Genomic DNA, 21,739 nt, shown 5'->3' with positions numbered 1-21,739 from the left:
AGAGCGGCATGGCAGTCATACATATTGATGGAACCACTGTCGAAGTAGATAGCGCAGACAACTTGCTACAAGCCTGCTTATCCCTCGGCATTGATGTGCCGTATTTTTGTTATCATCCAGCGCTTGGCTCAGTAGGCTCGTGCCGTCAGTGCGCGGTCAAGCAATTCCAAAATAAAGAAGATATGGAAGCAGGTCGCGGTCGTCTAGTCATGTCATGTATGGTCGCTCCTGGCGATGACATGTACATCTCGGTCACTGACGATGAAGCCAAAGCATTCCGCAAGTCGATGGTTGAGCTACTCATGACCAACCATCCACATGACTGTCCAACTTGTGAAGAAGGTGGACATTGTCATTTGCAGGACATGACGTATATGTCAGGTCACAGCCGTCGTCGCTATCGCTTTACCAAACGCACGCATCATAACCAAGAGCTTGGTCCATTCATCGCGCATGAAATGAACCGTTGTATCGCTTGCTATCGTTGTGTACGTTTTTATAAAGACTATGCGGGCGGCGAAGACTTGGGCGTTTATGGCTCAAACAATCGCGTTTACTTTGGCCGTGATAAAGATGGTCAGTTTGAAAGCGAATTTTCAGGCAACTTAACCGAAGTTTGCCCAACGGGTGTGTTTACTGATAAAACCCACTCTGAGCGCTACAACCGTAAATGGGATATGCAGTATGCGCCAAGCATCTGTCATGGTTGCTCAGCTGGTTGTAATATCTCACCGGGCGAGCGTTATGGTGAATTGCGCCGTATCGAAAACCGCTATAACGGCGAAGTAAACCGCTATTTCTTATGTGACCGTGGCCGCTTTGGTTATGGCTATGTCAATCGTGATGATCGTCCAACCCAAGCGCTTGAACGTATCAATGATAAGCATGTCAAAATCAATATTGACTACGCACTTGATGAAACCATCAAACGTATCAAAGATAAAAAAGTCATCGGGATTGGCTCACCACGCGCCAGTCTAGAGACTAACTTTGCGCTAAAAAATCTGGTCGGCTTTGATAACTTCTCAACAGGCTTGAATCATCAGCAGCAAGCACTGGTCAATAAATGTATCGAAGTGCTTAGCACTGAAGGTATTTATAACCCTAGCATGACCGATATCGAAACGCATGATGCGGTGCTCGTATTAGGTGAAGACATCACGCAAACTTCATCACGTGTTGCGCTGTCAGTACGTCAAGCGGCAAAAAATGAAGGCTTAAAAATGGCGGCGGCGCTGCAAACGCAGCCTTGGCTTGCTGAACCAGTTAAGCGTATCGCTCAAGATGCGCTAAGCCCAGTCTATGTCATTGATGTAACGCAAACTAAGCTAGAAGATATCAGTAAAGTGAGCGTAGTGGCGACCCCTGAAGACATCACTAAACTTGGCTTCAAGGTTGCTGATGAAATTGCTAATTTTGCTGATGATTTAGCAGACATAGCAGATCCACAAGCAGCTGATGAAAGTGCTGAAACCGACGGTATGCAAGCATTGGCGCAGCAAATCGCTTATGACTTGATTCAAGCTGATAAGCCGTTAGTTGTCTCGGGTAGCAGCTTGTCTTCTACCGCATTGATAGAAGCAGCGGCACAGATTACCCAAGCGTTGACCCAAAAACGCGCGGCAATTAAAGCGACCGAGCAACAGCAGGTCGAGGCACATAATGCCAAAGTACAGGCAGCCCAAGCGAAAGCGGCTAATGACCAACCTGAAGAAGACCAAGATTTATCTGCTAAGCCGAACAAACCTGAAACGGGTGTAAATACAGAAGCTCAAGATGATGTCGAACGTGAGCCTGCTGAAAACCTTGAGTTAAAAGAAATTAATGATAAATATCAGGCACAAGCAGGTATTTATCTAACGGTTCCTGATGCCAATAGCATGGGCGTTTGTATGCTTGGCGGTCAGTCAGTTGAAGAACTGCTAGCGACTGATTACGATGTGGTTGTGGTTGCAGAAAACCAGCTAACAGATGCGATTGATGCCAATAAATTGACGCAGCTATTGACTGATAAAACGGTCATTGCGTTAGATCATCAGCTCCTTGATTGGCACAAAGACGTCGATATTGTATTGCCAGCGGCTAGCTTTGCAGAAGCGGATGGTACATTGATATCAGCTGAAGGTCGTGCGCAGCGTTTCTTCCAAGTTTACGATAACGAATACTACCATCCGATGAGCAGTATTAAAGAAGGCTGGCGCTGGATACATGCTGTGCATAGCAGCATCGAAGGTCGTGATGTCGACTGGACGCAGCTAGATGATGTGATCAATGCATTGATTGCCACCCATCCTAAACTTGCGGGTATCAAAGGCGCTGCGCCTGATGCTGATTACCGTATAACGGGTCTGAAAATCGCGCGTCAACCGCGTCGTTATTCAGGTCGTACTGCTATGCGTGCGCCAATCTCAGTGCACGAGCCAATGCAGCCGAAAGATTTGGACACTGGTCTAACTTTCTCAATGGAAGGTTATAGCGGTAAAGAAACGCCAAGCTCGATGATTCCTTTTGCCAATGCGGCAGGTTGGAACTCACCTCAAGCATGGAACAAATATCAAGACAAAGTCGGCGGTCATCTGAAAAATGGTGATCCAGGTGTGCGTTTGTTCGATCAGCTAGAGCGCCTAGCCACTCGTCAATATGTGGCGCCAGAAGCGATGTCTTCGAATACAACTGACTTACAACAAGGCCAAGCCAAACTGGTACCGATTCATAATATCTATGCCAGCTCAATGATGGCATCACGTAGCCCAATCGTCGCTGAGCAACTGCCTGTTGCTGCATGGCGTATCGGTATGGATGATGCTAAGGACTGGAATATTGCTGCTGGTGATTACTTAGCGATTGAGATTGATAAGCAACAAATCACCTTACCAGTACAGCTGGTCGGTTATTTAGCAGAAGGCTGTATCGGTTACCCAGTTGGGCAGGTGAGCATCATTCACCCATCAATGCCAGCGTCGGTACGTAAAGTGGATGCACCAGTGACGATGATGGGTAGCATGGCTAACGATATGATGAATAATAACGATACTGCGCAAATAAACGCAGCGCCGACCACCACACAGGAGGTGTAATATGCAAGTTACCCGTATTATCCCTGATGTGCCAAGCTTTTTGGCCAATAGCATGAGTTTTGATACTTGGTCTATTCTGTTTTTGGTGGGTCAATCGCTAGTCATCTTTTTGGTCGTGGTATTGGTTGCCGCGATGATGATTATCTATGAGCGCCGTATGTTGGCCTTGTGGCAGGATCGTTATGGTCCAAACCGTGTTGGGCCTTTTGGTTCGTTGCAGTTAGTCGCCGATATGCTCAAAATCTTCTTTAAAGAAGATTGGACACCAAACTTTACCGATAAGTTTATGTTCACCTTGGCACCTGCGGTAGCGATGTTTACTGCCTTGGCTTCATTTGCCATCATTCCTATCTCGCCAACGCTTGGCGTGGTTGATTGGGATATCGGTATTCTGTTCTTCTTTGCTATGGCAGGTATTGCTGTCTATGCAGTGATGTTCGGTGGTTGGGCTTCGGCCAACAAGTTCTCGTTATTGGGTGGTTTGCGCTCAGCTGCACAGACAATCAGTTACGAAGTGTTTTTGGGTTTGTCGTTGATGGGCGTTGTTGCGCTAACAGGTTCATTTAACCTACGTGCCATTGTCGAAGCGCAAGCAGACGGCTGGTATATCATTCCGCAGTTTTTCGGATTCTTAACCTTTGTGGTGGCTGGTGTTGCCGTTACGCATAGACATCCATTTGACCAACCAGAAGCAGAGCAAGAGCTAGCCGAAGGGTATCATGTCGAATATTCTGGCATGAAGTTCGGTATGTTCTTCATTGGTGAGTATGTCAACGTTGTCTTGATTTCTGCTTTGATGACTTGCTTGTTCTTTGGCGGTTGGCTTGCGCCGTTCAATTTAGATATTCCATTTATTCCACCAGCTTTTTGGTTCATGATTAAAACGCTGTTCTTTATGACCATGTTTGTTTTGGCTCGAGGCTCACTCATGCGTCCGCGTTATGATCAGGTGATGAACTTTGGCTGGAAAGTATGTCTGCCCGTAACCTTGATCAATCTGTTGATTACTGCTGCGGTCATTTTGATCTTTTCCCCAACGTTATAGTCATCACTAGCCATCACTGATGAACTAGGGTAAAGCTGATAAGGATAATAATCCCATGTTTACTACCATAAAAAAGACCGTCATTGGTATATTTACCATTGTCCGCAGCATGTGGATGGTCAATAGTCATGCGCTCAGACCGCGTGACACCATCCTTTATCCTGAAGAGCCGGTACCTGTGCCGCCGCGTTTTCGTGGACGTATTGTCCTAACACGTGATCCTGATGGAGACGAGCGCTGTGTCGCTTGTAACTTGTGTGCGGTGGCATGTCCGGTAGGGTGTATCTCATTACAAAAAGCCGAGCGTGAAGATGGACGTTGGTATCCAGAGTTTTTCCGTATCAATTTCTCACGCTGTATTTTTTGTGGATTGTGTGAAGAAGCCTGTCCAACGACAGCGATTCAAATGACCCCAGATTTTGAACTGGGTGAATATAAGCGCCAAGATTTGGTCTACGAAAAAGAGCATTTGCTAATTTCAGGACCAGGTAAATACCCTGATTATAACTATTATCGTGTGACAGGTATGGCGGTAGCAGATAAACCAAAAGGCGCAGCACAAAATGAGTCTGCACCGATTGATCTAAGGAGCTTGCTACCATGATGAATATTTTAAACCATCCTGAATTGGCTGGGTTTTATTCACTTGCGGCAGTGGCAATATTTGCCAGTCTGCGCGTAGTGACTCAGGCCAATCCAGTGCACGCTATCTTATCGATGATTGTATCGTTGCTGGCAATTGCTGGGATATTTTTTGTATTAGGAGCGCCGTTTGCGGGTGCGCTAGAGATTGTTGTTTATGCAGGTGCCATTATGGTGCTATTTGTCTTTGTCATTATGATGCTTAATTTGGGCATGAGCAATGACGAGCGCGAAGAGCGTTGGCTTGATGCCGGCACTTGGGCGATTCCAACAGGGTTGACGATAATCATTGCCGTTGTGCTCTATGCGATGATTGGTCTCAATCATGATGAAGCTGTCATGATGGGTGGCACGACTATCTCTGCCAAAGCAGTCGGTACGGTGTTATTTACCAAATACATTATGCTGGTTGAAGTAGCAGCATTGCTATTATTGGCAGCCTTGGTCGCCGCTTATCATTTAGGTAAAGAGACAGTCGACGATGAGGTCATCGGTAATGATAGCCAAAGTTTTAAGCCAAGCGTAGGCAGTATCAAACAATACGACAATGATAGTACGCTTACACAGCATGACGGCGTAGAAATGGCTAAGCCTTACGAATATAAAGATGTTGATCCGCATGACTATGTAGGTATGAAGGTAGGCATGAAAGCAGGTAGTCAAGTAGGTGCGAACACAGTTACGCGCAAGGAGTCAGACTAATGGTACTAGCAGCAAGCGTGGCACAAGATGTATCAAACGTGCCGTTTGCCCACGAGGTGGCAGGCTTAGTACAGCCAGTTGCTGAGGCGCAAAATGTACTGGGTATGATACCCATGAGCCATGGACTGATTTTGGCAGGTATTTTATTTGCCATCGGTCTGTGCGGCGTCATGGTACGACGTAACTTCCTATTTATGCTAATGAGTCTTGAAATTATGATGAATGCGGCAGCATTGGCATTTGTAGTGGCGGGTAGTCGCTGGGTCGATCCAGACGGACAGATTATGTTTATCTTTATTTTGACCTTGGCTGCGGCTGAAGCGTCAATTGGTCTGGCAATATTATTGCGTTTTTATCATCAGCGTGGGCATCTCGATGTCGATAGCGCCAATGAGATGAAAGGATGATGTCATGAGTTTGTTACCATTAACCTTTATATTCCCGCTCATTGGCTTTTTGATTTTAGCCTTTATGCGCGACAAATTATCAGAAACGGTCGCAGCGATTGTTGGCGTGGGTAGCATGCTGTTATCAGCACTATGCACGCTAGTGGTTAGCTATACCTTTTTGACCACCAATCCAGCTGGAACGGTAATTGAAGTTCCGCTATGGACGTGGTTCCAAGTTGGCGATTTTGCGCCACATTTCGGTTTGAGCTTTGATGGTCTTGCATTGACCATGACAGGTGTCATTACGGGTATTGGCTTTTTGATTCATCTGTTTGCCTCTTGGTATATGAAAGGCGACACTGGCTTTGCTCGTTTCTTTAGCTATATGAACTTGTTTGTGGCCAGTATGTTGTTACTGGTACTCGCAGACGATTTGTTCTTGCTTTATCTTGGTTGGGAAGGCGTGGGTATCTGTTCTTACCTATTGATTGGTTATTATTACCACGACAGAGCCAACGGCCGTGCCGCGATGAAAGCCTTTACCGTCACGCGTGTCGGTGATGTGTTCTTAGCCTTCGGTTTATTTTTATTATTCCGCGAATTTGGCACGCTTAATATTCAAGAGATTATTACGCGCGCGCCAGAAGTATTCGATGTGAATAACCCAACGATGATGCTTACCACGATGATGTTGGTCGGCGGCGCGATGGGTAAATCAGCGCAGTTGCCACTACACACATGGCTTGCTGATGCGATGGCTGGTCCAACACCAGTATCGGCATTGATTCACGCAGCAACGATGGTCACAGCAGGTGTTTATTTAATCGCCCGTCTACATCCTTTGTTTGAGCTGACCCCAGGTATCTTATTGTATTGGGTTGGCGGCGTAGGGGCATTGACGTTGGTTGTTGCTGGATTCTGTGCACTCGCGCAAACAGACATCAAACGTATTCTTGCTTATTCGACCATGAGTCAAATTGGCTATATGTTCCTAGCACTTGGCGTGGGCGCATGGCAAGGCGCAATCTTCCATCTAATGACCCATGCTTTCTTTAAAGCATTGCTGTTCTTATCATCAGGTGCGGTCATCCTTGCGGTACATCATGAGCAAGACATCTTTAAGATGGGCGGTCTGCGCAAAAAGATACCATTGGTATTTTGGTGTTATATCATCGGTGGCGGTGCACTTGCTGCCATACCTTGGGTTACCGTTGGTTTTTACTCTAAAGAAGCGATTCTTTGGGAAACTTATGCCACAGGTCACTTAGTACTATTCTATATGGGTGTATTCGGTGCATTCTTAACCGCGATTTATACGTTCCGTATGATTTGGATCATATTTTTTGGCGAAGAAAAAACCCATGCCCATAAGCTATCAGGTGTGTCGTATTGGTTACCTTTAACCGTATTGCTAGTGTTATCTACCGCCGTTGGTGCATGGATTACGCCACCATTAAATGGTGTATTGCCAGAGAGCGTTGGTCATCTATTAGAAGTTGCTGGTCAAGCGCATGCTAAGCACACCGCAGAGTATATCGCGATGGGTGCCATGGCAGCAGGTTTGATATTGGCAGCACTGTTGTATGTCGTCAACAAAGGTCGCTTGCTCACTAGCTTTAAGCGCTCACGTATTGGTGGGGCACTATATCACTGGTGCTACCATGGCCTAGGTTTCGACGCGCTATATGATGTAATTTTTGTGAAACCCTTTTTATTCATCGGCCGCTTACTTAAAGCCGACCCTATCGATAAAACGTGGTTGCTGTTACCTAAGCTGGCCTCAGCTGGTAATAAAGTATTGTCTGCGACGCAAACAGGGTCTCTTCGAGGTTATGCCACAAGCTTTGGCTTGGGTATGGCTGTATTGCTGGTGCTGGTAATGATGACGGTGGTGTAAAAGATGATTGAGTTACAACAAACGTGGATGCTACCAGCATTAATCGCAATTCCTTTTATTGCAGGATTGCTATGCTGGGTGGTAGAGCGATTTAATAAACGTCTGCCGCGCTGGATTGCCTTGATCGGTATGATGTTGACCTTTGCTTTGTCGTTGGTGCTTTGGCAGCAAGGTAATTTTAGCGGTATGAGTCAGCAGGTCATTGCGCCAGATGCTACCGTGCCTTGGGTCGCGGAGTTCAGTGTGCCGTGGATACCGAGTTTTGGTATTAGCTTTCACTTAGCGCTAGATGGTTTGTCACTGATGATGGTGGCCCTAACAGGCTTACTTGGTGTGGCAGCCGTTGCTTGTTCGTGGAATGAGATTCAGCGCCGCGTTGGCTTTTTCCACCTGAACTTGCTATGGAGTTTGGGCGGCGTCATCGGTGTTTTCTTAGCGATTGACCTATTCTTATTCTTCTTCTTTTGGGAGATGATGCTGGTTCCTATCTACTTCTTGATCGCGATTTGGGGTCATGATGTGGTTGGCAAAACCAAAGAATACGCGGCCACCAAGTTCTTTATCTATACCCAAGCGTCTGGGCTTATCATGCTCATCGGTATTTTGGTATTGGTCATTATCAGCTACGCCCAAAAAGGGGTAGTGAGCTTTAACTATAATGACTTGCTCGGTACGTCACTTGGCGGCTGGGAATATCCAATCATGCTGTGCTTCTTCATTGGCTTTGCGGTGAAGTTGCCAATCATCCCTTTCCACGGCTGGTTGCCAGATGCGCATGCGCAGGCACCAACAGCAGGTTCGGTAGATTTGGCAGGGGTGCTCATTAAGACTGCTGCATATGGTTTGATTCGTTTTGTGTTGCCGCTATTTCCAGCAGCGTCACAAGAGTTTGCGCCGATAGCAATTACCCTAGGTACGATTGGTATCTTCTACGGTGCATGGCTTGCATTTATGCAGACTGACATGAAGCGTTTGCTGGCGTATACCAGTATCTCGCACATGGGTTTTGTGGTATTGGCAATCTATGCGGGAACATTGCTCAGCTTACAAGGTCTGATGATTCAGATGCTTGCTCATGGTTTGAGTTCAGCCGCACTATTCATCATGGCAGGACAGCTATATGAGCGTCTGCATACACGCGATTTGACCTTGATGGGTGGTATGTGGGGGCAGTTCCGTTACTACGCACCGATATTGATGTTCTTCTGTGCCGCGCTGCTAGGTATTCCTGGTACGGGTAACTTCATTGGCGAGTTCATGATTTTATTTGGCTCATTTGCTCAGTATCCAGTATTCGTTGTTTTTGCAACATTCAGTTTGGTATTAGCAGGTCTTTATTCGCTTATTTTGATTCATCGCGCACTATTTGGTGAAAACAACATCGCCGCATTGGCAGAGCGAGAGACTAAGTCACATGGCTTACCTGCACGTAAACTAAAAGATTTGGGCAAGCGCGAGCTGTCATTACTACTGATGCTAGCTGCAGGTTTGGTATGGCTTGGACTGTACCCACAGCCGTTCCTTGATACCTCAAGTCACGCAATGCAGTGGATCAATAACGCATATATATACAGTCAAGTGACACAGGTAGATGCGTCGCAGCTGCTTGATGTAATGGAGGCACGTTAAGTCATGAATGATATTATGATGAATGATTTGATAGGATTGTTGCCTTACGCGCCGATTATCGCCGTAGTGATTACGGTACTGACGGTTATGATCGCGATTACCTTTAAACGCTCGCACATGGTCACTGGTACGATTACGGTGGCAGGCTTAAACATTGGTCTATTTACCCTTATCGGTCAGATGATCGGTGTGATTGACAGCGGATCTATCGCACCAAACGCTGAGCAGTTATTTGTTATTGATAACTTTGCTCAGTTTAATATGGTGGTGATTTTTATCTGTGCCTTGGCTTGTTGTACGCTGTCTTATGCGTATCTGGCCAACCTCAAAGATAACAAAGAAGAGCTGTACTTGCTCATGCTGCTATCGACCATTGGTGCACTGCTTATGGTAAGCGCGCAGCATATGGCGTCATTCTTTATGAGCTTAGAGATGCTGTCAGTACCACTATATGGTTTGCTTGCTTATACTTATATGCGCAACCAGTCGCTTGAGTCGGGATTGAAGTATCTGGTGCTATCAGCGACTGCATCAGCGACGTTGCTGATGGGTATGGCTTTTATCTATGCAGAAGTAGGCTCACTAGCATTTAAGCCAATCAGCATGGTGCTAGGCAATATCTTTGAGTCGCCACTACTGATATTAGGCGCGGCAATGATGATGTTTGGTATCGCCTTTAAACTCTCGGCTGCTCCTTTCCATATGTGGACGCCAGATGTTTATGAAGGTGCTCCAGCGCCTATCGCTACCTTTTTAGCATCCGTATCAAAAGTGGCGATGATGGCACTGGCCGTGCGTTTCTTAATCGATACCGCTTTGCTAGCACTACCATCAGTGCAAATGCTATTGATGGTCATGGCAACATTATCTATCTTGGTAGGTAACTTGTTGGCAGTACGTCAAACTAGCCTGAAACGTCTACTCGGTTACTCATCTATTGCCCATATGGGTTATGTGATGATCGTGATTGTCAGCATTGGCTCTGCCGCTGATAGTATCTCTAGTATGTATATGGCAGTCTATGCCTTTACCTCTATCGGTGCCTTTGGCGTAGTGACTCTCATGTCGAGTCCATATCGCTTATCTGGTGAAGCCGATGAGTTGACGCATTATCAAGGACTATTCTGGCGTCGTCCAGTGTTGACTGCTGTCATGACAATCATGATGTTGTCATTGGCTGGTATTCCGTTGACGGCAGGCTTTATTACCAAGCTATTTGCTATCTTAGCTGCGGTACAGGGAACCAACTGGTTCTTGGCCGCAATGATTATCTTGGGTAGTGCGATTGGGCTATTCTACTACTTACGCGTGTTACTCACGCTGTTCAAACGTCCTAAGCAGTTCATCGAGTTTGACGTGTCTGGGCAGTGGGGTATTCGTACTGGTGGTATTATGGTCATCGCTGTGACGGCGATTATTCTATTCTTTGGTATTTTGCCAAATAGTATGATTGAGTGGGCAAGTTTGGCTCGCATTTGGTAATGCCGCTGAGTCAATACGGCAGATAAGTCGCTGCGATCTATTTGTTGTTACGGTTAAAAAACCAAGATGCGCCAGCTTTATGATAAGCTTGGCGCATCTTTTTTTATGCTTACCTTTTTGGTATTTATCTTCTTTTGCCTATCAAAGGTATCTTATAAAAATACAGTTTAATAAAGTATAAGTGACGAATAATTATGAGTGATGATATTCAAACCGTAACGGTGCTCAGCAAAACCACATGGACGCCAAATTTATTTAGCTTTACCGTCAGCCGTCCCGATAGTTTTAAGTTTACAGCGGGGCAGTTTGTACGCTTGGGTGTCAATCCTAGTCAATTAAAATATTACCAACAGACTGATGCAAGTGATAAAGTTGCTGATACCGCATTGAATGAAGATGTCTTTCGTGCGTATTCGATTGTCTCTTCGCCATTTGATGAGGTGATAGAGTTTTTCTCTATCGTAATTCCTGACGGTGCATTTACCTCGCAATTGCAGCACTTACAAGTGGGTGATGAGCTACTGCTTAATACTATGCCATTTGGGTTTCTGACTTTAGCACGTTACCAAAAGCCATTGCCAAAAGACTTATGGCTGCTAGCAACAGGGACTGGCTTAGCACCATTTTTGTCAATGCTACAAGATTTAAAGACATGGGAAGATTACGAGCACATTGTATTGGCTTATAGCGCCCGTTCGCTCGATGAACTTGCTTACGTTGAGAAAATCGAGAACCTACAAGAAGATTTTGGCGCGCTGGTTGATAATCCAGCAAAGCTCATCTTTATCCCAATCGTCACTCGTGAGCCTGTTGAAGGTGCATTGTCAGAGCGTCTGCCGAAGCTGTTGCTAGAGGGCACGTTGCAAGCGCGTGCGGGTATCGCATTAGATATTGATACTACGCATGTCATGCTATGCGGCAACCCAGATATGGTAGAAGATACTAAAGAGGCATTGAAGACATTGGGACTGGTGATGAATCGCCGCGGTGAGGGTAATATTGCCGTAGAGAACTACTGGTAGTTATCGACTTTAATAAAAAAACGCTGTATCTATAAGGCCAAGAACCTTTAAGATGCAGCGTTTTTTTATGGGATAAAACATTGTCTTATGGGATGAGACATTAGCGACTTACTCTTGACTTGGCTCAGTCGCATCATCTACAGGGTTAATAGGGCCTTGCATCAATTCAGGATCATCATCATCACCGATGATATCTTCGTTACTGCTAGCCGCCAGTAAATCACGATAGTTGATTTGAGCCTTCAAAATCATTTGCTCTTCTTCTAGCTCGCCATAATTTATCTGTACCTTATGCAAAGTACTCATGATTTTTTTGTTGTTTTTTAACCAACGATGGATATCGAGATAAATCACTTCGTCTTTTGCGCGAGCAATATTGACGTATGACAGAATAAAGCCTAAAGGGTCTTTTTTGAGGACGCTATGATAAAACCAAATCGCAAGTTTGACGCCTTGGCGTTTCACGAAAGATTCGCAGCGCAGATTTAATATATCGGTATAAGTTTGCTGACCAAATACAAAGCGCTGCACATTGCGATCGAGCTGAACGTGAACTAAGCTAAAGTTACTTGCTACCTCGGCATAGATGCCGCCTGCATTGACAGTGCAGTACAAACGAAACCAATCATCATGCATCTCGACGCGTAGCTCTAAGATAGCTTTTACATTGTCGGTGACGAATGTTTGTAGTGCATCATTGACGTAAGTCTGTGCCACGGGCAATGACAACTCATCTTCGAACTTGTCCGTCGTCTTATTATAGATATCTTTAACCGATTGGGCGATACGCTCCCAACCACTGCCGAATGACTCGTCAAAACGATAGCCAATACTCTCGAAGAACTCATCAAAATTGTCTGAATTATTCACGTTATCAAAGTCACTCAAACTTATTATCCTTATAGGGCGCGTCATTCAATCGGTGACGTAAAAATGGCTAAACAAACTTTGCAGGCTATCGTTAATTTAAACGAATGCTAATTATCTATAATTTCTGAATATCTACGACTATTAGTAATTTTTATACTGATAGGTAGCAAAAGCGAAAAACTGACCTCTGATACTAGTGCACAGTAAATCTGCACTTATTGTGCTGCTTGATCATCTGCCGTGCCTAATCAAGACGATGCACAGTTCTGGTTGTTGCAAAGTATCGTGCTACTAATTCTATTGTGCTAAAGCAGTATATAACAAATATAGTGGCTTCAAAATGAACACATGCGTTTTATAGCAATTCATTTGGTATAGACAGTGTTTCGTCTGCCTTATATATTCTCAAGCGCGCGTTTTTCAATCAGCGGATAAGGTTACCAATACTGTATGGCAGATGTCAAAATGCCGTCTCAGTGCTTATACTGGCGACATAATTCTATGTCATGTTATGATAGCGCCAGTATAAATCATGCCGATCGTTACAACACTTATTAAATAGTGCTTTGTACTGATTTGCTCACAAGCTGAGATTCATTGTGGCCTATATAAAAGACTCACAGAGCTATCATTTTTCCGCGCAAGCGCCCAAGCGCGATATAAGTTTGCCTGTCGCTATTGTTATTGCGGTGGCTGTTCACGTGCTGATTATTTTCGGGATTAGCTTCTCTATGGGAAAAGACCCAGCTGCTATGATGCAAGATGTAGCAAAGGCGCTGACCGATAACATGCAGCCCAATGAAGATGCGCACTTTATTGCCAATGCTTCACAAGAGGGCGGCGGTACAATAGAAGAGCAGCTAAGACAAGAGAACAATCAGCTAAGTGCAATGTCTGCTGAGCAAATGAGTGAGACTCAAGACATCGTTAACTTACAGCGTAAAGTGCGTCAGCAGCGCTATCAAGAGAGTTATCTGCGTACGACGTTGAGTTGGCGTCAGGCCACTGTAGAGTCGGATAATGACAGCGAGCAAGCGCAAGATGATGCGATGGCGCAAGAAGAGCGGCTACGTAAGCAGATTGCAACCTTAGAAGCTCAGCTATCTCAGCGTCAGCAGGTCTATGCGACCAAATCCAAAGTCGTGACCATGGATAGTAATTCGACCACACGGGGTGCGGCAGCAGATTATATCAATACATTCCGCGAGCATGTCGAGCGAGTGGGCAACTTGCATTATCCTGTGCAAGCGCGTGCCCAAGGCATTACGGGCGAAGTACGGCTAATGGTTATCATCAGTAACGACGGCAATATCAAAGCCATTCGTTTGCTTGAAAGCTCGAACTCTACGATATTGGATGAAGCAGCCAAACAGTCGGTACGACAAGCAGCACCCTTTGGTAAGTTCACCGAAGACATGAGCGATATCGTCGAGCTGCGCTTGATACGTACTTACCGCTATAGTGATACAGTCGAAGTAACGTACTAGGGTTAACGTATTCAAGCACTAAGAAGATAGGTGCTAAGAAGACAAGCACTAAGAAAAAAGCTACTGAAAAAAATGTCACTGAAAACACAACTGCTAAGAATAAAGTTTAACGCACTATTTTTTATAATCACAGATATCCAAGTTCATAACACACAGCTATAGAATAAAGAGTCAGTATGGAATTTTTAGGTTTTACCATCGATGTTGCTACCTTAACGAGCAACGCCCTAGAGCTGGTCATCAAAGTCGCTTTAGCAATACTTATATTTATCGTTGGACGTTGGCTTGCCAAAAAGGCAGTCGCTTTTTCCGATCGCTTGATGACGCGTAGCCATCTGGACGAGACAGTTGCTAGCTTCTTAAGTCGTCTATTGTATGGCGTGCTACTGGTCGTAGTGATTTTAGCTGCGCTTAGCAAAGTCGGTGTACAGACTACGTCTGTCGTCGCGATCTTAGGTGGTGCCGCTGTTGCCGTTGGTTTGTCACTAAAAGACCAACTATCAAATTTTGCCGCTGGTATTATGATTGTGACGTTTCGCCCGTTTGTGCGCGGTGATTATGTACAGATTAGTAGCTACACAGGTACGGTGACTGAGATTACCTTGGTTAATACGCATCTGACGACCATTAACAATCATGATATCATCATTCCTAATAGCGATATCACGACTTCACCTGTGGTTAATTATACAGCGCTACCCAATCGCCGCGTCGATATCACGGTCGGTATTGGTTACGATGCTGATATCAAAACGGCTAAAGACGTGATGCTAAGTCTGGCAAAAAATAACCCATTGGCTTTCACTGATCCTGAGCCTATCGTACGAGTGACCAATCTAGGCGATAACTCAGTAGATCTTACCCTAAACGTTTGGACAACCAATGCCGACTGGTGGTCGATGCAATGCGAGCTACTAGAGCAGTTCAAGCAAGCTTTAGATGATGAGAAAATCGAGATTCCATTCCCGCAGCGCAGTGTCCATGTTAAAGGCTTAGACCATATGATCAACCAAATGGGTCAAGCACAAAAGCTACCATTAACTAAAGATTAATGAGTAGCTGTCTAAGAGTTAGAAGACCGTTTAATAAAGCAGTCCTAGTTTAGACATAAGGATTTGGTAGGTTTAGGCCTGCCAAAATATTAATTTCAAAGTACTCCATCTCATCTTGTTCAGCTTGTCCGAGCTCATGATCAAAACCCAGTAGGTGTAGCACGCCATGCACTAACAAATGGCCAATGTGCTGCGCCACGGTTTTGTCCTGTTCAGCCGCTTCACGTACCATCACTTCATGACAGATAATCAGCTCTCCAAGAGGCAATGTTGGCATCAGCTCAATGACGGCAGCAGGTAATTCGCTTGGATAAGACAAAATGTTGGTCGCATAGTCCTTACCACGTGCTTCTAGATTTAAAGCACGGCCTTCGACGTCATCAGTGATATATATATCTAATGTTTTAGACTTTTCCTGCCAAAGCTCAGGATCAATATCTGCAAAATAGGGTAGGGTCAGACCAGTATTAATACGACCATCTATATAATCTAAAGTCGCCATCATGACTGATAGTAAATGCTCGCGATTATAAAAAGTATCTAATATTTCATCATCAATACTGTCGGTCGCACTGATATCAAGTGCTGCTAAGCTGGCATGGTTGCTAGCGATCTTGTCATCGACATTAGTATTGTCAGGTTGGCTCATATTGCTGTCCTTTTTATTATAAATAAATGCGTTTCTAATGCTGCATCGTCTAGGTGATTTATTTGCCAGTTTTTTACCATAAAAGCAGCTCAATCACTGTTTATCTCATCGCTAAATTGTTGGCTAATAAATAGAGGCCAATGTATAAAATGTATAAAGGCTACTATAGCTAAGTTACTGGTGGGCGACTAGTAGCGAAAGAGCTAAATTCAATAAACTGTCGGTAAGAAAAAACCGGACTACTTTTAGTAATCCGGTTTTCTTATGCAAGATAAATGCTTATAGCAAATGACTGTAATTCAGTGATTAGCTTGATTATTACAGATTGGCTGCTGCATTAGCGACAGCTTGTCTACGCTCTTGTTCTTTAATACGTTCAAACTTACGTTTTTCTTCTAAAGCCATTTGCTCTTCATCAAACACATCATAGGCTTCAACAATTTGCTGTACCAATTGATGTCGTACGACGTCTTTTGAATCAAACTTTGTGATATGAATCTCTTCAATATCTTTTAGAATATCCATCGCTTGTGCCAAGCCTGACTTATGACCACGTGGCAAATCGACCTGAGTAATATCCCCAGTAATGACGGCACGTGAGCCAAAGCCCAAACGGGTTAAAAACATTTTCATCTGTTCAGGCGTGGTATTTTGCGCTTCATCGAGAATGACAAACGAGTTATTCAAAGTACGACCACGCATATAGGCCAGCGGCGCCACTTCAATAATCTGACGCTCAATCATTTTACCGACTTTTTCAAAGCCTATCATCTCATAGAGCGCGTCATATAATGGGCGCAAGTATGGATCGATTTTTTGGGTCAAATCACCTGGCAAGAAGCCCAGCTTTTCGCCAGCTTCTACCGCTGGACGCACTAGCAAAATACGTTCAATCTCATTACGCTCAAGCATATCGACGGCACATGCCACTGCTAGATACGTTTTACCCGTACCAGCTGGCCCAATACCAAACGACACATCGGAACTCAGGACGTTTTTTACGTAACGCTGTTGATTGCCCCCACGCGGAACGATGCGACCCTTACGTGTACGTAAACTAATAGGCGTAAACTCGCTAGCCTCATCCAAGTCTTCATCATATTCCATGTCATCATGGTCTTGCTCGTCTTCTTCCATGTCTTCATCACGAGAGAGGCTAGATTGGATGATAAGGTGCAGCTCTTCTGCACTGATGTCTTTGGTGTTCTGTGCTTCATCTACCATTTTGTAGATAATACGTTCACCGCGTTCGACATTGGTCACATCGCCACTCAGGCAAAAATCGCCTTGGCGCTGCATGATTTTAATATCGAGGCGTTCTTGGATATATTTCATGTGATTGTTGTATTCACCAAGCACGGTTTTTAGCTGTGCTGGGGTCAATGATTCAAACTTTATACGGCGGCTCATGGAATCAGTCAAGCGATTATCCTTTTATTGTGTACCCGACGCTATGATTTGGTTTTAATTGCGTGACGGGTTGCAGAGATAAAATAGTTAGTGGCGTTACAGTTTTTTAGGTGATACAAAGATTGTAGATGATAAAAATGACGGCGATATTATTGTTGTTTTTGTGGAAGGTAATAAATGAAAATAATGAAAAGTCTTGCCTTCATTATGGTAGAGAATTTTCAAATTTCAAGCCATACATCAGATAGATAACGCTGTTTTTGTATGCGGATTGCAACTGCTACAGCGATTTTCTATAGATCGATTTGATATTGCTATCAGTTCTATATGATTCATCGCTGCCCATCGTATGATAGCGCTTTAATAAGACTAAGGTTTTTGAGTTTTATGAATATAAATCTCGTTTATGATGAGAGTGAAGAGACGATTTGTCTACGGTTAAGACCACGGCATAATAGACAATTTGTGGTAATCTATGGGCGATACCATAGATTGCTGCAACCTATCTAACAACAGTAGTGACATGATAAAAATTATAAAATAAAGTCAGTGACGAGCAGCTATCTATCACTAATAAATTGCTTGTCCAAAAAATTATAATAGGAAAATAACGATGCAAGATACTGATTCACATTTATCCAATGCTGACAGCATACCTAAAAAGTTCGACAGCATCTCTAAAAACAAAGAAGCGATAACTGACCAGCAAGTGCTTATCGCAGGTGGTGGTCATGTTGGTTTGTCCTTTGCATTGCTATTGGCCCATCACGGTATTGCGAGCACCTTATTAGAAAAAAACAGCTATCCAACCATCAGTCCAACGGATGACAGTACTCGCAGCCATTATTTAGATAGTCGCAATACAGCGTTATCACGGCGCACGGTACAGATATATCAAGAGATTGGACTGTGGGATGAATTACAAAGCCATGCCTGCCGTATCGATACCGTACAGATTAGTGAGCAAGGCAGCTTTGGGCGCGCGCAGCTGAATAAAGCAGAAGAGCGCGTTGAGTCATTTGGGCAAGTCATCGAAAACGCTTGGCTGGGTCGTAAGCTTTTATTAGCCGCGCAGCAAGCGCCATTAATTACCTTGATAGATAATGCCAATGTGACGACTGTCCAGCAGCAGGCCGATAGTGTGACGATTAGCTTTAATTACAATGACGAAGCCGAAAACGAGCAGCAGCTGCAAGCTAGCGTATTAGTCGCTTGTGATGGACGCGACTCTACAGTACGCCAATTGCTAGATATCGGTACAACTACGTATAATTATCAGCAAACAGCCATCGTCGGCGTAGTAGAGACAGATACGCCACACGAGCATGCAGCGATTGAGCGTTTCAGTCCAGCTGGCCCACTTGCCGTGCTCCCACTGACCGATCCAGAGGGTGATGCCAATGATGAGTATCAACACGGCTACAGGCGCTCTGTGGTGTGGGTATGCCCAACAGGTGAAGAAACCAGATACTTAGAAGACGACGCCCATTTCTTGCAGACCCTACAGCAAGCCTTTGGCCAACGCGCTGGCAAGTTTATCGCTGCTGGTCGCCGCGGCGCCTATCCATTGACCCGCGTACTAGCGAATAAGCAAGTAGAAGGACGCTGCGTCATTATGGGCAATGCTGCTCACACCTTACATCCTGTCGCTGGCCAAGGCTTTAATCTCTGTATGCGAGATGCACATGTGCTGGCGCAAATGCTAAGTGCACAAGTGCTCAAAGGCGCAGATATCGGTGATGCACAGTTATTAAAACGTTATGAAAAAGCACGTCAAACCGACCAGAAGCGAGTTATTCGTTTTTGTGATGCGGTAGTACATGGCTTCACGCATCCTAACCCCGCGATTAAGCTAGCGCGAAATATGGCGCTATTGGCCTTTGATAAATTGCCAAATATTAAACCACTAGTCGCCACTTATGCGATGGGTCTAAAATCATAGCGCTATAGTTAAATCCTCTTTAAAAGAGTAACAGCGTTAACCTCGCTTGAAGTATTGCCTATACATCTTCACCCGGTTGCATTGTCTCTCTTTTAAACTGAATCAACTAACTGTAATTAAGATTGATAATAAGCATTCTAATATTGAGCAATATTGAGAGACACCTTATGAAAAACAACCATACGCTGATTATCGGTAGCGGTATCGTTGGGGCAACGCTTGCTCTAAAGCTGGCACAAGCAAAAATGCCGGTGACGTTAATTGATGCCCGTCCTGAGCGTGATGAATCAGCTTGGCAACATGTACTTAGCAAACGTGATGCACGTGTCTATGCACTTAGTATGGCTAGTATTAATTTACTTAAAGATATTGGCGCTTGGCAACATATTGCCGCCTCTAAACGCAAAGCAGATTACTCGCAAATGCAGGTATGGCAGCTAAATGGGATGGGTGAATTATTATTTGGCGAAAGTGAAGGTATTGGCGCCGAGGATAGTAGTAGTAAAAATCATGAACCTACATTATTAGGTAGTATGGTTGAGCCTGCTGTTATCGAGCACGCACTATGGCAACGCTTGTATGAAGCTGATGTCAGCGACTATCTGACCCTTATCGCTGATCAAAAAGTTGTTAATGTGGATTGGTTAGGGGCGCAGCAAGGCTACCGTGTAATTCTGGACAATGGCGAAGCGATTGATGCGCGTCTATTAGTTGGCGCTGATGGGCGCGGTTCATTTGTCCGTCAGCAAGCAGGGATTGGCGTAGATACACTTGATTATAATCAAACCGCGATTTGCTGTGCGATTCAGACTGAGAAACCGCATCAGGCAACTGCACGCCAAGCTATGCTGCCGACGGGTACACTGGCACTATTGCCATTAGCAGATATAACCGATGCTGATAAGACAAATCCGCAGCATTGGCAGTCGATAGTATGGACATTGCCGCGCAATCAGGCATTGGCATTGATAGAGGAAGAAGATCGTTTTATCGCTGATAAGTTAGCGGCTGCCAGCAATTACGAGTTGGGTGCGATTAATCAGATTGAGTCTATTGCTAGTTTTCCATTAGCGGCACAGCAAGCGAAAAGCTACGTGGCTGATAACTTGGTGCTGATCGGTGACGCTGCTCATGGCGTACATCCGCTGGCAGGTCAAGGACTGAACCTCGGTATGCTCGATGTGAAAGTATTATGTGAGCAATTAGCGCACGACTTTACCCGTAGTGGCGGTACGCTTTGGGGCAGCAATCAAACGCTACGTCATTATGAGCGTTCGCGCCGTCCGCATAATAGCCTAATGATGCACAGCTTTTCTGTGCTTAATTGGCTATTTGCAGGGTCGCTTGCCCAAATGCGTCCTGTGCAGCAGATACGTAATGAGGGTATGTACCGAGTCAGCAAAATCAAGCCATTGATGCGCTTGTTTGCGAAGCAGGCGAGTGGTGTGTAGTCGTCTACCCAAGCGCCGAAAAGAACACCATCAGCACTGGCGAGACAATGTTAATCAAAAAGCCAAAACTAATCGCTAGTGGCACGACTTTTAGACCACCTGACTGCTGAATGATAGGCAAGGTAAAGTCTAGGCTAGTCGCGCCGCCAAGCCCAACCGCGGCGGAAGGGTATTTACGCATAAATACTGGAATAAAGATTAATGCAAAGAACTCACGTACCAAGTCGTTGAATAATGCGACACTGCCCCAGACAGCACCATAAGCATCGGTCATGACAATCGCTGATAGCGAGTACCAACCAAACCCTGACGATAGTGCTAAGCCTTTCGTCCATGACACATCCGTAAATAGTAGCGCGAAAATAAGCCCGCCTGCCAATACTGCTAGCGTAAAGATGACACTCATTTCTACGCCGCGTTTATTCAGTAGTACTTCTTTTAAGGTGATGCCCGATCCTTTTAAGCCTATACCGACCAGTAATATCAAAACCATCAGCATGATGGTCATAGAGTTTTCAGGCGGCATATAATCAGCAGGCAAGAAATAGCCAATCACCATCCCAATTACCACGCAAACCACTTGCGCCAAGCTACCTCGAATACTCACCCGATGCTCTTTGGATTTTATGCTTGGTTTTTTGGCATGCCATGGACGCAGGTGATCGAACAACATCAGACCAAATAAACCTGAACCAATCGTCAGTATTGATAAAACAGTGACATACAGCGCAATTTCACCCAGCTGATTGCCTAGACCTTCTACCTGAGACAGCTCAATACCGATCAGCGCTAGGATGATGAATACCAAGTATGATAGACCTTTGTCGGCCACTTTTGTCATGGTAGGGTTAGAAGGAATGGCAAAGCCAATAAACATTGGCATTAATACTAGAACAAGGGTGACTAGGCTTTCCATGATGACGGGCTCGCAGCATTTTTAATAAGGCGTTTTTAAGAAGCTGAAGATTGTACCATATAAGGTTAACAGTATTG

At 44.9% G+C, this 21,739-nt stretch carries 17 protein-coding genes; 13 read left to right on the top strand and 4 right to left on the bottom strand.

Features of this window, described 5'->3' with window-relative positions:
* The first annotated feature begins 8 nt into the window (after window positions 1-8).
* The 9 genes from nuoG to JMX96_RS02755 all read left to right on the top strand — a co-directional run bounded on the left by nuoG (window position 9) and on the right by JMX96_RS02755 (window position 11,885).
* Complete coding sequence (gene nuoG, locus JMX96_RS02795) at window positions 9-3,077, top strand: NADH-quinone oxidoreductase subunit NuoG (protein WP_201567170.1); 3,069 nt, start codon at window positions 9-11, stop codon at window positions 3,075-3,077.
* Window positions 3,078-3,129: 52 nt separating this feature from the next.
* A complete protein-coding gene (nuoH, locus tag JMX96_RS02790; protein WP_179798733.1) occupies window positions 3,130-4,122 on the top strand; it encodes an NADH-quinone oxidoreductase subunit NuoH in 993 nt (330 codons plus the stop codon).
* Between the two features lie 55 nt (window positions 4,123-4,177).
* Window positions 4,178-4,726: an NADH-quinone oxidoreductase subunit NuoI gene (nuoI, locus tag JMX96_RS02785; protein ID WP_010198902.1), complete on the top strand. Its 549-nt coding sequence runs from the start codon at window positions 4,178-4,180 to the stop codon at window positions 4,724-4,726.
* On the top strand, window positions 4,723-5,466 hold the full coding sequence (gene nuoJ, locus JMX96_RS02780; protein ID WP_201567168.1) for an NADH-quinone oxidoreductase subunit J: 744 nt from the start codon (window positions 4,723-4,725) through the stop codon (window positions 5,464-5,466). Before nuoI ends, nuoJ begins: the two co-directional genes overlap by 4 nt.
* Window positions 5,467-5,564: 98 nt before the next feature.
* Window positions 5,565-5,873, top strand: a complete 309-nt coding sequence (nuoK, locus tag JMX96_RS02775; RefSeq protein WP_025653102.1) for an NADH-quinone oxidoreductase subunit NuoK — start codon at window positions 5,565-5,567, stop codon at window positions 5,871-5,873.
* Between the two features lie 4 nt (window positions 5,874-5,877).
* Window positions 5,878-7,752, top strand: coding sequence for an NADH-quinone oxidoreductase subunit L (nuoL, locus tag JMX96_RS02770; protein WP_201567166.1), 1,875 nt, complete (start codon window positions 5,878-5,880; stop codon window positions 7,750-7,752).
* A 3-nt stretch (window positions 7,753-7,755) separates the two neighbouring features.
* Window positions 7,756-9,381: an NADH-quinone oxidoreductase subunit M gene (gene nuoM / locus JMX96_RS02765; protein WP_201567164.1), complete on the top strand. Its 1,626-nt coding sequence runs from the start codon at window positions 7,756-7,758 to the stop codon at window positions 9,379-9,381.
* 3 nt (window positions 9,382-9,384) lie between these two features.
* The gene (locus tag JMX96_RS02760; RefSeq protein WP_201567162.1) at window positions 9,385-10,863 is read left to right on the top strand and encodes an NADH-quinone oxidoreductase subunit N; all 1,479 of its coding nucleotides are present in this window, start codon (window positions 9,385-9,387) and stop codon (window positions 10,861-10,863) included.
* A gap of 194 nt (window positions 10,864-11,057) precedes the next feature.
* The gene (locus JMX96_RS02755; protein WP_201567160.1) at window positions 11,058-11,885 is read left to right on the top strand and encodes a ferredoxin--NADP reductase; all 828 of its coding nucleotides are present in this window, start codon (window positions 11,058-11,060) and stop codon (window positions 11,883-11,885) included.
* Between the two features lie 108 nt (window positions 11,886-11,993).
* On the opposite strand, the gene JMX96_RS02750 is transcribed toward JMX96_RS02755, so the two are convergent.
* Window positions 11,994-12,773, bottom strand: coding sequence for a hypothetical protein (locus JMX96_RS02750; protein ID WP_227676866.1), 780 nt, complete (start codon window positions 12,771-12,773; stop codon window positions 11,994-11,996).
* 581 nt (window positions 12,774-13,354) lie between these two features.
* On the opposite strand from JMX96_RS02750, the gene JMX96_RS02745 reads away from it, so the two are divergent.
* Window positions 13,355-14,242 (top strand): TonB family protein, encoded by an 888-nt coding sequence (locus tag JMX96_RS02745; RefSeq protein ID WP_201567158.1) that lies wholly within the window; start codon window positions 13,355-13,357, stop codon window positions 14,240-14,242.
* Between the two features lie 176 nt (window positions 14,243-14,418).
* Window positions 14,419-15,294, top strand: coding sequence for a mechanosensitive ion channel family protein (locus tag JMX96_RS02740; RefSeq protein WP_201567157.1), 876 nt, complete (start codon window positions 14,419-14,421; stop codon window positions 15,292-15,294).
* A gap of 49 nt (window positions 15,295-15,343) precedes the next feature.
* Here JMX96_RS02740 and ybeY read toward each other — a convergent pair whose 3' ends face one another.
* Both ybeY and JMX96_RS02730 read right to left on the bottom strand, forming a co-directional pair.
* Window positions 15,344-15,943, bottom strand: coding sequence for an rRNA maturation RNase YbeY (gene ybeY / locus JMX96_RS02735; protein WP_201567156.1), 600 nt, complete (start codon window positions 15,941-15,943; stop codon window positions 15,344-15,346).
* A gap of 318 nt (window positions 15,944-16,261) precedes the next feature.
* Window positions 16,262-17,365, bottom strand: coding sequence for a PhoH family protein (locus tag JMX96_RS02730; protein WP_201547628.1), 1,104 nt, complete (start codon window positions 17,363-17,365; stop codon window positions 16,262-16,264).
* Between the two features lie 601 nt (window positions 17,366-17,966).
* Between JMX96_RS02730 and JMX96_RS02725 the strand changes: the two genes are divergently transcribed.
* On the top strand, window positions 17,967-19,295 hold the full coding sequence (locus JMX96_RS02725; protein ID WP_201567152.1) for a UbiH/UbiF/VisC/COQ6 family ubiquinone biosynthesis hydroxylase: 1,329 nt from the start codon (window positions 17,967-17,969) through the stop codon (window positions 19,293-19,295).
* A gap of 167 nt (window positions 19,296-19,462) precedes the next feature.
* Window positions 19,463-20,746, top strand: coding sequence for an FAD-dependent monooxygenase (locus tag JMX96_RS02720; protein ID WP_201567150.1), 1,284 nt, complete (start codon window positions 19,463-19,465; stop codon window positions 20,744-20,746).
* Between the two features lie 4 nt (window positions 20,747-20,750).
* Here the strand turns inward: JMX96_RS02720 and JMX96_RS02715 are convergent, their stop codons facing one another.
* The gene (locus JMX96_RS02715) at window positions 20,751-21,662 is read right to left on the bottom strand and encodes a lysine exporter LysO family protein (RefSeq protein WP_201567148.1); all 912 of its coding nucleotides are present in this window, start codon (window positions 21,660-21,662) and stop codon (window positions 20,751-20,753) included.
* Window positions 21,663-21,739: the final 77 nt, after the last annotated feature.

This window comes from Psychrobacter sp. JCM 18900, assembly GCF_904846625.1.
Taxonomy (GTDB): domain Bacteria; phylum Pseudomonadota; class Gammaproteobacteria; order Pseudomonadales; family Moraxellaceae; genus Psychrobacter.
This window is presented reverse-complemented; position numbering and strand designations above follow the sequence as displayed.

What these genes read in the sequence shown, in the direction of transcription:
- nuoL (WP_201567166.1), top strand. Translation starts at nt 5,878, where the DNA reads ATGAGTTTGTTACCATTAACCTTTATATTCCCGCTCATTGGCTTTTTG.
- JMX96_RS02720 (WP_201567150.1), top strand. Translation starts at nt 19,463, where the DNA reads ATGAAAAACAACCATACGCTGATTATCGGTAGCGGTATCGTTGGGGCA.
- nuoI (WP_010198902.1), top strand. Translation starts at nt 4,178, where the DNA reads ATGTTTACTACCATAAAAAAGACCGTCATTGGTATATTTACCATTGTC.
- nuoG (WP_201567170.1), top strand. Translation starts at nt 9, where the DNA reads ATGGCAGTCATACATATTGATGGAACCACTGTCGAAGTAGATAGCGCA.
- ybeY (WP_201567156.1), bottom strand. Translation starts at nt 15,943, where the DNA reads ATGAGCCAACCTGACAATACTAATGTCGATGACAAGATCGCTAGCAAC.
- nuoM (WP_201567164.1), top strand. Translation starts at nt 7,756, where the DNA reads ATGATTGAGTTACAACAAACGTGGATGCTACCAGCATTAATCGCAATT.
- JMX96_RS02755 (WP_201567160.1), top strand. Translation starts at nt 11,058, where the DNA reads ATGAGTGATGATATTCAAACCGTAACGGTGCTCAGCAAAACCACATGG.
- JMX96_RS02760 (WP_201567162.1), top strand. Translation starts at nt 9,385, where the DNA reads ATGAATGATATTATGATGAATGATTTGATAGGATTGTTGCCTTACGCG.
- JMX96_RS02725 (WP_201567152.1), top strand. Translation starts at nt 17,967, where the DNA reads ATGCAAGATACTGATTCACATTTATCCAATGCTGACAGCATACCTAAA.
- nuoJ (WP_201567168.1), top strand. Translation starts at nt 4,723, where the DNA reads ATGATGAATATTTTAAACCATCCTGAATTGGCTGGGTTTTATTCACTT.
- nuoH (WP_179798733.1), top strand. Translation starts at nt 3,130, where the DNA reads ATGAGTTTTGATACTTGGTCTATTCTGTTTTTGGTGGGTCAATCGCTA.
- JMX96_RS02715 (WP_201567148.1), bottom strand. Translation starts at nt 21,662, where the DNA reads ATGGAAAGCCTAGTCACCCTTGTTCTAGTATTAATGCCAATGTTTATT.
- JMX96_RS02740 (WP_201567157.1), top strand. Translation starts at nt 14,419, where the DNA reads ATGGAATTTTTAGGTTTTACCATCGATGTTGCTACCTTAACGAGCAAC.